The 13,061-nt window shown below is 73.9% G+C and carries 14 protein-coding genes and 1 riboswitch; of the genes, 4 read left to right on the top strand and 10 right to left on the bottom strand.

The window, feature by feature from the left end; translation table 11 throughout:
- The first annotated feature begins 226 nt into the window (after positions 1–226).
- Both J2W21_RS19575 and J2W21_RS19580 read left to right on the top strand, forming a co-directional pair.
- Entirely contained in the window at positions 227–1,639 is a 1,413-nt protein-coding gene (locus J2W21_RS19575) for an MFS transporter (protein WP_307116190.1), read from the top strand.
- On the top strand, positions 1,629–2,033 hold the full coding sequence (locus tag J2W21_RS19580) for a DUF2568 domain-containing protein (RefSeq protein ID WP_307116191.1): 405 nt from the start codon (positions 1,629–1,631) through the stop codon (positions 2,031–2,033). The genes J2W21_RS19575 and J2W21_RS19580 overlap by 11 nt, the downstream gene beginning before the upstream one ends.
- On the opposite strand, the gene J2W21_RS19585 is transcribed toward J2W21_RS19580, so the two are convergent.
- The 8 genes from J2W21_RS19585 to J2W21_RS19620 form a co-directional block, all read right to left on the bottom strand.
- Positions 2,030–2,743, bottom strand: coding sequence for a metal-dependent transcriptional regulator (locus J2W21_RS19585; protein WP_307116192.1), 714 nt, complete (start codon positions 2,741–2,743; stop codon positions 2,030–2,032). The two genes, J2W21_RS19580 and J2W21_RS19585, sit on opposite strands and share 4 nt — an antisense overlap.
- Before the next feature lie 10 nt (positions 2,744–2,753).
- A complete protein-coding gene (locus tag J2W21_RS19590) occupies positions 2,754–4,031 on the bottom strand; it encodes an Nramp family divalent metal transporter (protein WP_373423132.1) in 1,278 nt (425 codons plus the stop codon).
- A 118-nt stretch (positions 4,032–4,149) separates the two neighbouring features.
- Positions 4,150–4,914, bottom strand: a complete 765-nt coding sequence (locus tag J2W21_RS19595; RefSeq protein WP_307116193.1) for a class I SAM-dependent methyltransferase — start codon at positions 4,912–4,914, stop codon at positions 4,150–4,152.
- A gap of 70 nt (positions 4,915–4,984) precedes the next feature.
- Positions 4,985–6,385 (bottom strand): aminotransferase class V-fold PLP-dependent enzyme, encoded by a 1,401-nt coding sequence (locus J2W21_RS19600; RefSeq protein WP_307116194.1) that lies wholly within the window; start codon positions 6,383–6,385, stop codon positions 4,985–4,987.
- Positions 6,386–6,414: 29 nt separating this feature from the next.
- Positions 6,415–6,529, bottom strand: a riboswitch (SAM riboswitch).
- Positions 6,530–6,635: 106 nt separating this feature from the next.
- Entirely contained in the window at positions 6,636–7,457 is an 822-nt protein-coding gene (gene hisN / locus J2W21_RS19605; protein ID WP_307116195.1) for a histidinol-phosphatase, read from the bottom strand.
- Between the two features lie 80 nt (positions 7,458–7,537).
- Positions 7,538–8,635 (bottom strand): ribosome small subunit-dependent GTPase A, encoded by a 1,098-nt coding sequence (gene rsgA, locus J2W21_RS19610; protein WP_307116196.1) that lies wholly within the window; start codon positions 8,633–8,635, stop codon positions 7,538–7,540.
- A 1-nt stretch (position 8,636) separates the two neighbouring features.
- Entirely contained in the window at positions 8,637–9,965 is a 1,329-nt protein-coding gene (aroA, locus tag J2W21_RS19615; RefSeq protein ID WP_307116197.1) for a 3-phosphoshikimate 1-carboxyvinyltransferase, read from the bottom strand.
- A complete protein-coding gene (locus J2W21_RS19620; protein ID WP_307116198.1) occupies positions 9,962–10,561 on the bottom strand; it encodes a DoxX family protein in 600 nt (199 codons plus the stop codon). The genes aroA and J2W21_RS19620 overlap by 4 nt, the downstream gene beginning before the upstream one ends.
- A gap of 272 nt (positions 10,562–10,833) precedes the next feature.
- Between J2W21_RS19620 and J2W21_RS19625 the strand changes: the two genes are divergently transcribed.
- Positions 10,834–11,517 (top strand): sigma-70 family RNA polymerase sigma factor, encoded by a 684-nt coding sequence (locus J2W21_RS19625; RefSeq protein WP_307116199.1) that lies wholly within the window; start codon positions 10,834–10,836, stop codon positions 11,515–11,517.
- A complete protein-coding gene (gene rsrA / locus J2W21_RS19630; RefSeq protein WP_307116200.1) occupies positions 11,514–11,771 on the top strand; it encodes a mycothiol system anti-sigma-R factor in 258 nt (85 codons plus the stop codon). The genes J2W21_RS19625 and rsrA overlap by 4 nt, the downstream gene beginning before the upstream one ends.
- Before the next feature lie 126 nt (positions 11,772–11,897).
- Here the strand turns inward: rsrA and J2W21_RS19830 are convergent, their stop codons facing one another.
- Entirely contained in the window at positions 11,898–11,972 is a 75-nt protein-coding gene (locus J2W21_RS19830) for a 50S ribosomal protein bL37 (protein ID WP_369299106.1), read from the bottom strand.
- 176 nt (positions 11,973–12,148) lie between these two features.
- Positions 12,149–12,751: a GDSL-type esterase/lipase family protein gene (locus tag J2W21_RS19635; protein ID WP_307116201.1), complete on the bottom strand. Its 603-nt coding sequence runs from the start codon at positions 12,749–12,751 to the stop codon at positions 12,149–12,151.
- Positions 12,752–13,061 lie beyond the last annotated feature (310 nt).

A 13,061-nucleotide genomic window follows, 5' to 3' on the forward strand; every position in this document is an offset into this window, starting at 1 on the left:
AATGCGGGCGGGGGCCCCCAAACCCCCACCCACCCGCCGCCCTGACAAACCCTGGCAAACCCCCCCCGCCGGGGGTTAAAACCCCCCCCACCCCCCCCCTGCCCCCCCGCGGCCCCCCCTCCCGGTGGGGCCGCTGCGGTGTTTTAACCCCGCGGCCGCCGCGGGGCCGGAGTATCGCGGGGGCCCAAGCCTCGTGCCCGCCACCGATAGCGGGCAGGATGGCACTGTGAACGCCCCGGATGCGGCGGGCCTGCGCCGCGTACTGCTCGCGGCCGTGACCTCGAGCTGCCTCGTGATCATCGACTCCTCGGGGGTGAGCCTCGCGCTGCCGGCGATCCAGCGCGAGCTGGGCGGCGGACTCCTGCTCCAGCAGTGGGTGGTGGACGGCTACCTCCTGACCCTCGGCTCGCTGCTCCTGGCGGCCGGGGCGGTCGCGGACCGGTTCGGCACCGAGCGGGTGCTCGCCGTCGGCACCGCGGCGTTCACGCTCATGTCGGTCGCCTGCGGCCTCGCGCCGGCCGGCTGGTTCCTCGTGGGAGCGAGGGTGCTGCAGGGCGCGGCGGGCGCCCTCATCACCCCGAGCGCCCTGGCGCTCATCACGGCCTCCTCGGAGGGCCCGGTCCGGCTCCGGCTCATCGCGCGCTGGACGGCGTGGACGGCCGCGGCGTCCGTGGCCGCGCCGTTCGTCGGCGGGGCCCTCGTGACGCTGGGCAGCTGGCGGCTCGTGTTCCTCGTCAACCTCGTCCCGGCCGCCGTCCTGGCCAGGCCGCTTGCGGTGCTGCACCGCGGGGCCGCCCCGCGGCCGGCACGGACGGAGCCGTTCGACCTCGCCAGCGCCGCGCTCGGAGTCGTGGGCCTCGGCGGCATCGTCCTGGGCCTGATCTGGCAGACGACGCTGGGATGGGGGAGCGCCCTGGTCCTCGGCCCGCTCGGGGTCGGGATGGTGGCCGTGTCCGCCTACGCCGGGCGCCAGCGCCGCGCCGCCTCGCCGCAGCTCCCGCTGGCCCTCTTCCGCAACCGCACCTTCGCAGCCGGGAACGTGGCCACTGTCTGGGCCTACGGAGCCCTCGGGCTCGGGGCCTTCCTCGTGGGCCTCTACCTCCAGCAGCGGATGGGGCTCACGGCGTTCGCGGCCGGCATGGGGATGCTCCCGGCCACGCTGCCGATGCTGTTCCTCTCCGGCACGGTGGCGCGCCTGACGGGCCGGACCGGTCCGCGGCTGCCGATGTCCGCCGGGCCTGCGATCGCCGCCGCGGGCTTCGTGTGGCTCGCCCTGTCCGCTCCGCCGCTGGAGTACTGGCGCGACGTCTTCGGTCCGATGGTGCTGCTCGGGCTGGGCCTCGCGGTCATGGTCGCGCCGCTCACCTCGACCGTCCTGGGGGCTGTGCCTGCCGGGTCGGAGGGCGTGGGCTCCGCGGTGAACAACGCCGCCGCCCGCGTCGCTTCCCTCGTGGCCATCGCCGCCTCGGGGGCGATCGTCGGAGGGGTGCTCGACGACGTCGGCTTCCGGCGGGGGACGGCCGCCACGGCGCTCCTGCTCGCCGCCGCCGCGGCGACCTCTGCCGTGGGCATCCCGGCCGCTAGGATCGGGGCACGAGGGCACCGCACACGCTCTGGAAGGGACGCCCATGACCTCTGACGCCACGCGCCGCCGGGACGCCCGCCGGCCCGTCCCGCACGGGCCCGGGGTGCCGACCGGGCCGTGGGGGGCGCTGCACGCCGCGCTCGCGTTCCTCCTGGAGGTCGCGGCCCTCGGCGCGTCCTGGTACGTCGGCAGCAGGCTCGTCCCCGGGGCCGGCGGTGCGGTCGCGGGCCTGGTCCTGGCGGCCACGTTCGCGGTGGCGTGGGGCCTGTTCATGGCGCCGAAGGCGCGGCGCAGGATCGCGTGGCCCTGGCGGCCCCTCATGGCCCTGGCCGCATTCGCGGCGGCCGGCCTGGCCGCAGCGGCCTGCGGGCTGCCGCTGGGCGTCGCGCTGGCGGTCCTCGCGCTCGCCGACACGGTGCTCGCGTTCTGGCTCCGGCGGAAGTACTAGGTTCCCGGTTCGAGCGTGCAGCCCGGGTGCGCTGGCCCGCTTCTGACCCACACGGCGTCGGCCACCTCGTCTGCGACGTCGAAGTCGCGCGAGCCACCGCCTTCGTCGATGCGGACCACGAGCGGACCGCCGAACGGCTTGCGCCGCACCACCGTCACGTCCGTGTCGAGGAAGATCCTCTCCTGCGCGAGGTAGCGCAGCAGATCCGGGTTCTCGTCGCTGATGCGGGTGATCCGTCCGGCGTGCCCGGGGTCCAGCTCGCTCAGGCGATGGGCGTCGATCCGGGGCACGGCGCCCTCCGCCGTCGGGATCGGATCCCCGTGCGGGTCGCGGGAGGGGTCGCCGAGCTTGGCCGCCAGACGCTCGACGAAGAGGTCTGAGACTGCGTGCTCGAGCAGCTCGGCCTCGACGTGCACCTCGTCCCAGCTGTAGCCCAGCTCGTTCACCAGGAAGGTCTCGAGGAGCCGGTGCCTCCGTACCATGGTGAGCGCGACACGCCGACCCTCCTCGGTGAGCCGCACCGCGCCGTACGGGCGGTGGTCCACGAGTCCGAGGTCCTTGAGCTTGCGGACCATCTCGGACACCGACGAGTTCGCCACGCCGAGCCGTGCGGCGAGCTGCGAGGACGTGATGGGGGCGTCCTGCCACTCGGTGAAGGCATAGATCGTCTTCACGTAGTCCTCGGTGGACGAGGAGAGCTGGCTTTTCACGCCACCCACCCTACCGTCCGAGCAGCGGGCCGACCGTGAGCCAGAGCAGCGCGACGTTGAGCACGATGACCAGTGCCGCGCTGAGCCATGCGGCGACCACGAGCGGCGGCCGCAGCGTGTGCTCCCCGACGACGTCGGCCGAGGTGCTGAGCCGGATGAGCGGGACGAGGGCGAACGGGATGCCGAAGCTGAGGACCGCCTGGCTCACGACGAGGGCCCAGGTCGGGTCGACGCCGAGGGCGAGGACCAGCACCGAGGGGATGAGGGTGATGGCCCGGCGGAGCACGAGGGGGATGCGGCGTTCGAGCAGCCCCTGCATGATCGTCGCGCCCGCGTAGGAGCCCACGGCGGTGGAGGCGAGGCCGCTCGCGAGCAGCCCGACGGCGAAGACGATCCCCACGGCCGGCCCGAGCACCCTCTCGATCGCCGCGTGCGCTCCCTCGATCGAATCCGTGCCCTCGGTGCCGCCGAGCGTGGAGGCGGCAAGGAGGAGCATCCCGATGTTCACGATGCCCGCGACGCCAAGCGCGATGACCACGTCCAGCCGCGTCCCGCGCAGGAGCCGCCGGATGGCCGGGGCGCCCGGGTGGCCGTCCGCGTCTCCTCGGTGGCGGTCGCGGGACAGTGCGGAGTGGACGTAGATGGCATGCGGCATCACGGTGGCCCCCAGCATCGAGGCGGCGAGCAGGACCGAGTCGGGCCCGTCGAAGCGGGGAAGGAGGCCGCTCGCCATGCCGGAGGGCGAGGGCGGGCTGACCGCGAGTCCGGCGAGGAAGCCGAGCGCGATGACGGCGAGGAGGGCCACGATCGCCAGCTCGAACCGCTGCTGCGTGCGGAAGTCCTGGATCGCAAGGATCCCCATCGAGACGACCCCGACGATCACGGCGCCCACGGGGAGCGGGACCTTGAACAGGAGCTGCAGCGCCAGCGCCCCGCCCACCACTTCCGCGAGGTCTGTGGCGAGCGCGACGATCTCGGCCTGGGCCCAGTACAGCCGGCGGGGACCGGGCCGCAGGCGGCCCCCCAGGAGCTCCGGCAGGGTGCGACCCGTGACGACACCGAGCTTCGCGGAGAGGTACTGGATGAGCATCGCCATGAGGTTGGCGAGGACGAGGACCCACATGAGCAGGTAGCCGTAGCGCGCGCCCGCGGTCAGGTTCGCCGCGACGTTGCCGGGATCCACGTAGGCCACCGAGGCGACGAACGCGGGGCCGAGGACCCCCAGGAGCAGCGGCCGCCGGGAGCGGCCCCTGGCCGCGCCCTGCGCGGCCTTCAGCGTCCTGTCCACCCTCGACCGGCCTCCTCGCCAGCACCTGCCTGGCACTTAGACACGCCAAACATAAGTTTTCGGTATGCCTAAATACTACGATGGGCCCCGGCGTCCGGCAAGGTCCTCCGCGGCCGCCTCAGAGCGGCGCCTCCGTGGCGCGCCACGCTTGGGTGACGTACGGCAGGGCGAGGGTCTCGCCGGGGGAGTGGCCGAGGTGCTCGAAGAGGTACCAGGCGAGGTTCTCCTCGACCCGGCGCCGGTGCTTCTCGGACGCGCGCAGGTAGTAGCTGCGGGACTTCGTCAGCTCCACGATGCCCTCGGGGGTGATGGGGTCCTCCCAGGCGATCACGAGCGGCTCCCAGCCGTGGAGCTCGGGGCCGGACGGCGGGTGGTAGTCGGGCTTGTGGACGTCGCCGGCGTGCATGATGCGGGAGAGCCGGTGGACCCAGGGGATGCGCGTGTCGAGCTGGTTCCACACGAGCCCGGCGCGGCCGCCGGGGCGGAGCAGGCGGGCCGCCTCGCGGGTCGCGGCGGCCGTGTCGAACCAGTGCCAGGCCTGTGCCGCGACGACCACGTCCGCGGAGGCCTCAGGCAGCCCCGTCCTCTCGGCGGGCGCCGCGACGCACGTCACCGAGGGGAGCCTGGCGGCCAGCTGGGCCAGCATGTCCGCGGAAGGGTCCACGGCCGTCACGGCGAGCCCGCGCGCCACGAGGAGTTCGGTGAACTTGCCGGTGCCGGCGCCGAGGTCGACCGCGGTCCGCGCCCCGTCGGGGACGATCCAGTCGGCCGCCTCCTGCGGATAGCCGGGCCGCACCCGTTCGTAGTGCTCGCCGCCCGCTGCGAACGCCGTCGCCAGCTCGCGCCGCCGGGCGTCGTCGAACTTCGGCCCGCCGCGTCCCATAGTCCCTCCCGTGGATTCCGGCTCACCACTCTACGGTGCGCGGCCTCCTACGGCGTGCGGACGACGCCGTTCACCCGCCGAGGGTGCACGGCGCGGCCCCCGCGGTGCCCGGGGTGTTCGGTGCCCAGGCCGGGAAGGCGCGCGTGTCGCGGGCAGGGACCCAGCGCCCGGCGTCGACGGCGTAGTCGATGCCCAGGCCTCGGTCGACGAGCTGCCGGACCGCGGCGACGAGCCGCTCGACGTCCTCGAGCCGCGATCCGACGCCGAAGCTCGCCCGCAGCGACCCCGCGGGCAGGCCCAGCCGGGTCAGGGCCGGGTGGGCGCAGAACCTCCCGTCCCGCACGCCGATGCCGTGCTCGGCGGAGAAGCAGGCGGCCGCGAGGCCCGCGTCGTAGCCGGCGACCGAGAAGTTCACCACGCCGATCGCCGACGGCGCGTCGGAGAAGAGCCGGTGGACGGCGACGCCGTCGATGGCCTCCAGCCCGTCCACGAGCGCGTCGCGCAGCTGCTCCTCGTGGCGCGCCCACGTGTCGGTGTCCAGGGCGCCGAGGACCTGGGCGGCGCGGGCCAGCGTCGCCGCGCCGAGGACGTTGGGGGAGCCGGCCTCGTGCCGGGCGGGGCCTGCGGCCCAGGCCACGGACTCGAGCCGCACCTCGCTGACCGCGCCGCCTCCGGCGAGGTGCGGCCGTCCGTTGTCGAGCCAGTCGGGGCGGCCCACGAGCACGCCGCTGCCGAAGGGGGCGTAGAGCTTGTGGCCCGAGAACGCGAGGTAGTCGATGTCCGCCTGGGCTCCGGCGCCTCCGGCCATGTCGATCCGGCGGTGCGGGGCCAGCTGGGCGGCGTCGACGAGGATCCTGGCGCCGTGGGCGTGGGCGAGGGCCGCGAGATCGGCGAGGGGCAGGACCTCGCCGGTGACGTTGGAGGCGCCTGTGACGGCGAGCAGGCCCACCCCGCCCTGGGCGAGCTCGGCGCCGAGCCGCTCGAGCGTCTCGGCGACCGTGTCCGCGGCGACGACGCTGCGGTGGGGGCGCCCCTGCCAGGGCAGGAGGTTGGCGTGGTGCTCGATGTCCAGGTAGAGGACGTCGAGGCCGGGCGGGACGCAGCCGGCGAGCAGGTTGAGGGAGTCCGTGGTGTTGCGCGTGAACACGACGGCGTCGTCGGGCCTGGCCCCAACGAAGCCGCGCACGATCCCGCGCGCGTTCTCGTAGACGCTCGTGCTGACCTGCGACGCGTACCCGGCGCCGCGGTGCACGCTCGCGTAGAAGGGCAGCACCTCGGTGAGGTAGTCGGCGACCTCGGCCAGCGCGGGGGCCGACGCGGCGTAGTCGAGATTGGCGTACCGCACGCTCCCGCCGCCCACGAGGGGCGCGGCGAGATCGGCGCCGACGACGGCGGCGAGCGGCTCGAGCGCGTCGGGGTACCGCTCGCTCAGCCCGGCGGCGTCAGCGGTGGGGGACAGGACAGTGCTCATCGGCGTTCCTCACAGGCGAGGGACCCTCGGGTCCGCGCTTGCCGCATCCGTTCCGGACCGGCCCGGTCGTCACCCGGGGCACCCCGCCGCGTCAGGGAGGGTTGCCGGCCAGCAAACCGGGGTTTCGCGCTGGCACTCGTGACCTTGGGAAGACCCTAGGGCACCGGCGCTGGGCCGCGCACGCGCAGCGGCCCGCATCGGTCCAGTGTGACGAACGGTGACTCCGCGCGGGCGGGAGCCATGGCCCGGGTCAGTGCTGGAGGAGGTCGTCGCGGCCGGGGTTGAGCTTCGCGAGCACCTCGGAGTGCAGGATCCCGTTCGTCGCGAGCGCGTTGCCGCCCCACGGGCCGTCCTGCCCGTCGAGCGAGGTGAACCGGCCGCCGGCCTCGGTGACGATCGGCACGAGCGCGGCCATGTCGTAGAGCGCGAGCTCGGGCTCGGTCGCGATGTCCACCGCGCCCTCGGCGACCAGGCAGTAGGACCAGAAGTCCCCGTAGGCGCGGGTCCGCCAGACCTCGTCGGTGAGGCCGATGAAGTCCTCGAGGCTTCCGCGCTCCTTCCAGCCTGAGAGCGAGGAGTAGGACAGGGATGCGTCCTGGAGCTTCGAGACGTCGGAGACCTTCAGCCGCGTGGCCGAGGCGAGGGACCGCCCGGTGTAGGCGCCGGTGCCCCTGGCCGCCCACCACCGCCGCCCGAGGGCCGGCGCGCTCACCACGCCGACCACGATCTCGTCGCCGTCCGCGAGGGCGATCAGGGTGGCCCACACGGGAACGCCGCGGACGAAGTTCTTGGTGCCGTCGATCGGGTCGATGATCCAGCGGCGGGACCCGTGGCCCGTGGTCCCGAACTCCTCGCCCACCACCGCGTCGCGGGGCCGCGAGCGGGAGAGCTGCCCGCGGATCGCCTCCTCCGCGGCGCGGTCGGCGTCGGTGACCGGGGTGAGGTCCGGCTTCGTCTCCACCTTGAGGTCGAGGGCCTTGAACCGCTCCATCGTCTGGGCGTCGACCGAGTCCGCCAGGACGTGGGCGAGGCGGAGGTCGTCGTTGTAGGAGTTCTCGGTCGCTGAGATCATGCACCCACGCTATCCTCTGGCGCGTGCCCCGGCCGCGAGGCACAGCCTAGACGGGAGCACAGCCTGCACGGGAGCCCAGCCTAGACCCCGAGTTCCTTCTCGTCCTGCGCCTCCTCGCGCGGTCCGGCTCCCAGGAGGCGACGCAGCGACGCGAGGCGCGCAGGGCCGGCGTCGCCCGCGTGGCCGTCCGCGACCCACGCGTCGAGACCGCAGTGCACCGCCGAGGCGTCGTGCCGGCAGCCGCGCTCGCAGGCCTCGATCCCGGGCTCGAGGTCGCCGAAGGCGTGCAGGATCCGGTCCGGGTCCACGTGGGCGAGCCCGAACGAGCGGATCCCGGGCGTGTCGATGATCCAGCTCCCGGGCGGGGCGTCGGCGAGGCGCAGCGCGAGCGCCGAGGAGGAGGTGTGCCGGCCGCGCCCGGTCACCGCGTTGACGCCCCCGGTTGCGCGGTCGGCCCCGGTGAGCGCGTTGACCATCGTGGACTTGCCCACGCCCGAGTGGCCCAGGAGCACGGTCACGTGGCCCCCGAGCTGGCCGCGGAGCCGGTCCACGGCTTCGTCGTCGAGCTTGGCGGAGGCGCCGTCCTCGGCGGGCGCGCCCGCTGCAGGCTCCTCGGCGGTGCGGCTCACGACGACGGTGAGCGGCAGGAGACGGTAGTTGGCCAGGAGGGCGGCCGGGTCCTTCAGGTCGGCCTTCGTCACGAGCAGGAGCGGCTCGATCCCCGCGTCGTAGGCGGCGACGAGGGCCCGGTCGATGAAGCCGGTGCGGGGCTCCGGGTTCGCGGCGGCCACCACGATCACGAGCTGGTCCGCATTCGCGACGACGACGCGCTCGATCGGGTCCGTGTCGTCGGCGCTGCGCCGCAGGACGGTCGAGCGCTCCTCGATGCGGACGAGCCGGGCGAGGGAGTCGGGGCGGCCGCTCACATCTCCCACGAGGCCCACGAAGTCGCCGGGCACCACGGGCGTGCGGCGCAGCTCCCGGGCCCGCGCGGCGATGACGACCCGCTCCTGGGGCGTGTCCTCGTCGAGGACGGCCGTGTAGCGGCCGCGGTCGACGGTGACGATGCGGCCCACGACGGCGTCCTCGTGGCTCGGCCGGTCCTTGGTGCGCGGACGGCTCCCGCGCTTGTTCGGGCGGACGCGTACATCGCTCTCGTCCCACTCGCGCTGCCCCATGCTACGAGCCGGCTCCCGCCTGCGCGTGCCGGCCCAGCATGCGCTCCCACATCTGGGGGAACTCCGGCATGGTCTTCGACGTCGTGGCGATGTCCTCGACCTCGACCCCGGGGACGGCGAGGCCCAGGATGGCCCCGGCGGTGGCCATGCGGTGGTCCGCATAGGAGCGGACGACGCCGCCGTGGAGCGGGGCCGGCCGGATCACGAGGCCGTCGTCGGTCTCCTCGGCGTCGCCGCCGAGCCGCGTGATCTCGGCGACGAGCGCGGCGAGCCGGTCCGTCTCGTGGCCCCGCAGGTGTGCGATGCCCGTCAGGCGCGAAGGGGAGTCCGCCAGGGCGCACAGCGCCGCGACGGTCGGGGCGAGCTCGCTCGTGTCGGCCAGGTCCGCACCGGTGATGCGCTCGCCGCCGCGGACGGTGAGGGTGCCGGCGTCGAGGCTCACCTGGGCGCCGAGGCGGGGGAGGATCTCGCGCCAGGCGTCGCCGACCTGGGTGGTGTGCTCGGGCCAGTTGGGGACGCGGACGGTGCCCCGGGTGGCGAGGGCCGCGGCGAGGAAGGGGCCGGCATTGGAGAGGTCCTGCTCGATCCGGACGTCGAAGGCCCGGATGGGGCCGGGCGCGACGACCCAGTGGTGGGGGACCGTGTCGTCGACCTCCACCCCCACGCCGCGCAGGACCTCGACGGTCATCGAGATGTGGTCCAGGCTCGGCACCGGTCCGCCGATGTGCTCGAGGTGGAGCCCGTCGGTGAAGCGGGCGCCCGCCAGGAGGAGTGCGGAGACGAACTGGCTCGAGCCGCTCGCATCGACGGCGACATGGCCGCCGCGCACTTCCCCCGTGCCGTGCACCGTGAACGGCAGCGAGCGGGGGGCGCCGCCGTCGGGGGACGTGAGCCCGACGCCGAGCGCGCGGAGGGCATCGATCACGGGGCCCATCGGCCGCACCCGCGCGTGCGGATCGCCGTCGAACGCGATGACGCCGCGGGCGAGGGCGGCGAGCGGCGGCACGAACCGCATCACGGTGCCGGCAAGCCCGCAGTCGACGGACACGCTGCCGAGATCCGGGGCGCTGGGGCCGCCCGGGGCCGGGACGATCTCGAGGTCGGGGCCGTACTCGCCGTCGCCCTCGACCTCCGTCACGGTGGCGCCGAGCGTGCGCAGTGCCTCGACCATGAGGGCCGAGTCGCGCGAGTGGAGCGGCGCCCGCAGACGCGAGGGGCCGTCGGCGAGCGCGGCCAGCACGAGGAAGCGGTTGGTCAGCGACTTCGATCCGGGGACGGTGACGGTGGCGTCGACCGGCCGATCGGCGAAGGGCGCCGGCCAGTGGCTCACGAGAGGACGTCCGAGGCGGCGCTGGCCGCTTCCTTCGCCGTGGAGCGCACGGTGCGCTGCGCCCGCCGGGCGGTGTGCTCGGCGCGGCGCGCGGCGCGGTGCACCGCCTTGCTCGTGTGCTTCTGGGCGCCGGCGAACTGGCGCCGGCCGGCCTTGGTGGCATCCGCGGCGAGGTGCTGCGTGCGCCACGCCAGGGACGGGCGGCCGTTGGTGTCGACGCTCGCGAGCAGCACGCCGCCCAGGAGCGAGAGGTTCTTCAGCAGCCCCGTGCGGCGCGCTTCGCGGCCCGCGGGAGTGCTGATGTCGGCGCTGCGCCACTCGACGAACGTGTTCAGCGCGCTCGTGACGGCCAGCACGGACGCGGACAGCCGCGGTGCCTTGCCCAGGGCGAAGAGGATCCCGGCGCCGAGCTGGCTGGCCCCCACCGCGCGGGCGAGGACCTTCTCGTCCACCTGGATCGGGAGGGCGTCGGCCGCCTGGCGCAGCACGGGAGAGAGCTGCTCCGCCGTGTCATCCGCGTTCTTCAGCTTTCCCGCGCCGGCGACGATGAATGATGAGCCAAGAAGCGGTCGGGCGAGGAATCGGACTGCGGACATCGGGCCTCCTGAGGCTGGGTTCGGGCGTGTTCCGACGCGACCCAGTCTGGCACCTTTGGGGAATATTTTCCTTCTCCCGCCGCGTTGTCCCTCGTGTCCGGCGGGCAGAACGCCTCACCGCGGCCTTGGGCCGCCCGCATCTGCGGCGCCGCCGGGCACGGTGAAGACGGTGCCGAGAGGCGTCGCTGTAAGGAAGGAGCCGAGTGCTGGTCCTCGAACGCCCCGAGGTGCGCACAGCAGTCCGTGCGGCACCGACAGTAGACTTGGCGGCGATGAGTGCCGCCGAGTCCCACGAGCCAGAGCCCCCCGTCCACGGTCCGGGTGGCGGATCGGCCGCACGCGCCGAGGTTGCTGCCGAGACGGACGACCAGCGCCGCGAGCGCTTCGAACGCGACGCCATGCAGTACGTCGACCAGCTCTACTCGGCCGCGATGCGCATGGCCCGCAATCCTGCCGACGCCGAGGACCTCGTGCAGGAGGCCTACGCGAAGGCGTTCGCCGCCTTCCACCAGTACAAGCCGGGCACCAACCTGAAGGCGTGGCTGTACAGGATCCTCACGAACACATACATCAACCTGTACCGCAAGCGGCAGCGGGAGCCCCAGCAGGCGCAGACGGACAGCGTCGAGGACTGGCAGCTCGCGCGCGCGGAGTCGCACACCTCGACCGGGCTCCGCTCCGCCGAGGCGGAGGCGCTGGACCACCTCCCGGACTCCGACGTCAAGGAGGCCCTGCAGTCGATCCCGGAGGAGTTCCGCCTGGCGGTCTACTTCGCGGATGTGGAGGGCTTCGCGTACAAGGAGATTTCGGAGATCATGAACACCCCCATCGGCACGGTCATGAGCCGCCTGCACCGCGGCCGCAAGATGCTCCGGGACCGTCTCGCGGACTACGCCGCCGAGCGCGGGTTCGCCGGGGCCCGGGCCGTGGCGGCATCCCAGGAGAAGGAACAATGAGCGATTGCCAGGGCCTGGGCGACTGTGACGACAGCCGCCTCCACCGGCTGTACGAGTACCTCGACGGAGCGCTCCCCGCGCACGAGGTCGCAGAGATCCGCGACCACCTCGAGTCGTGCCCCGAGTGCCTGGGGGAGCATGACCTGGAGTGCATGATCCGCTCGGCCATGAAGCGCAGCTGCCATGAGCAGGCGCCGGCCGCGCTCAAGGACTCGATCCTGAGCAAGATCCACTCCCTGCGCGCGGAGGCCTGACGTCTGGCCCTGACAAGGGCCTCTGGGCCGGTCAGGCTCTGGGCCGGACGGCCGCGGATACGGATGATGCCCCGGACCAGTGGTCCGGGGCATCATCCGTATCCGCGTCGCGGACCGCAGCTGCGCTCAGGTGTTGGGGCGCTTGCCGTGGTTCGCGCCTCCGCGCTTGCGGTCACGGCGCTTGCGTGCACGCTTGCTCATGGGCTGGCCTCCTTCTTTCGACTACAGGGGTTGGCGCCGTCGCCGGCACCGGTGGCCCAGAAGGCCGTCGTCCAGTCTAGCGGATGGAGGTCCCCAGTGCCGCGCGGAAGGCGACCGCGTCGTCTCGGGCCCCCGCGCCGGCGTCGGGCGGCCGATTCCGCGCCGCGGAGCGGAGCCTACTGCGGCTGCGGAAGCCGCAGCCACGGGAACCAGCCGCGGTGCAGCACGAGCCAGGCGATGAGGCCGTAGCCGGCCTGTCCCGGCGCTCCGGCGTTGCCGGCCAGATCGGTGCGCCACTGCTCGTGGTTCAGCAGCGGTGAGAAGGTGTCGACGTAGTAGTAGTTGCGCCGCGTGGTGACGTCGGCGAAGGCCGTGTTGAGCTCAGCGAGCCGGCGGTTCTGGGCGGGGTCGAGCGTGGGCGGCGGGCCCACCACGAAGACTTCGGCGCTGTTCTGCTGTGCGGTGTCGAGGATGTTCGCGACGTTCAGGCGACTGCGTGCGGGGGAGACGCCGAAGGCGATGTCCCGGCCCGATAGCCCGATCACCAGGCGGTTCTCGTGGCCGGCGGCGAACCGCCGCATGGTCTCGACCTCCCAGCGGGCTGCCAGGCCCTCGGTGCCCTCCTCGGGCGCGGCGAGCACATACGACTCGAGGGTCACCTCCTCGCGGGGCGTCCGTGCGAGCACCCGGCCGAACCAGCCCAGCGCCCGCGGGTCTCCGTTGCCGGCCAGGAGCTCGTCCCCGACCGCGGCGATCCGAAGCTTCCTCTCGTGGGCCATCCACACTCCCATCTCACGTCGGGGACCGACCGGCCCCTGTCCTCGGCTTCCGAGTCTAGCCGCCGTCGGCGAGCCACCTCCGTCGTGGCGGGGAGTCATCTCCGCCGTGTTGGGGAGTCATCTCCGCCGTGTTGGGGAGTCATCTCCGTCGTGTCGGGGAGCCACGTCCGGAAGAGAGCGCAGGGTCACCCCTGTACGGACGACGGCGGCGGGGGGGGGCCCCCCGGGGGGGGGGGGGCCCCCCGGGGGGGGGGGGCCCCGGGGGGGGGGGGGGGGGGGGCCCCCCCCCCCCCCGGGGGGGGGCCGGCGC

It is taken from the genome of Sinomonas atrocyanea (assembly GCF_030811715.1).
GTDB lineage: Bacteria > Actinomycetota > Actinomycetes > Actinomycetales > Micrococcaceae > Sinomonas > Sinomonas atrocyanea_A.

Bases quoted from the DNA above. Each gene is read 5' to 3' on its own strand.
- J2W21_RS19580 (WP_307116191.1), top strand. From the start codon at position 1,629: ATGACCTCTGACGCCACGCGCCGCCGGGACGCCCGCCGGCCCGTCCCG.
- J2W21_RS19595 (WP_307116193.1), bottom strand. From the start codon at position 4,914: ATGGGACGCGGCGGGCCGAAGTTCGACGACGCCCGGCGGCGCGAGCTG.
- J2W21_RS19600 (WP_307116194.1), bottom strand. From the start codon at position 6,385: ATGAGCACTGTCCTGTCCCCCACCGCTGACGCCGCCGGGCTGAGCGAG.
- hisN (WP_307116195.1), bottom strand. From the start codon at position 7,457: ATGATCTCAGCGACCGAGAACTCCTACAACGACGACCTCCGCCTCGCC.
- rsgA (WP_307116196.1), bottom strand. From the start codon at position 8,635: ATGGGGCAGCGCGAGTGGGACGAGAGCGATGTACGCGTCCGCCCGAAC.
- J2W21_RS19620 (WP_307116198.1), bottom strand. From the start codon at position 10,561: ATGTCCGCAGTCCGATTCCTCGCCCGACCGCTTCTTGGCTCATCATTC.
- J2W21_RS19625 (WP_307116199.1), top strand. From the start codon at position 10,834: ATGAGTGCCGCCGAGTCCCACGAGCCAGAGCCCCCCGTCCACGGTCCG.
- rsrA (WP_307116200.1), top strand. From the start codon at position 11,514: ATGAGCGATTGCCAGGGCCTGGGCGACTGTGACGACAGCCGCCTCCAC.
- J2W21_RS19635 (WP_307116201.1), bottom strand. From the start codon at position 12,751: ATGGCCCACGAGAGGAAGCTTCGGATCGCCGCGGTCGGGGACGAGCTC.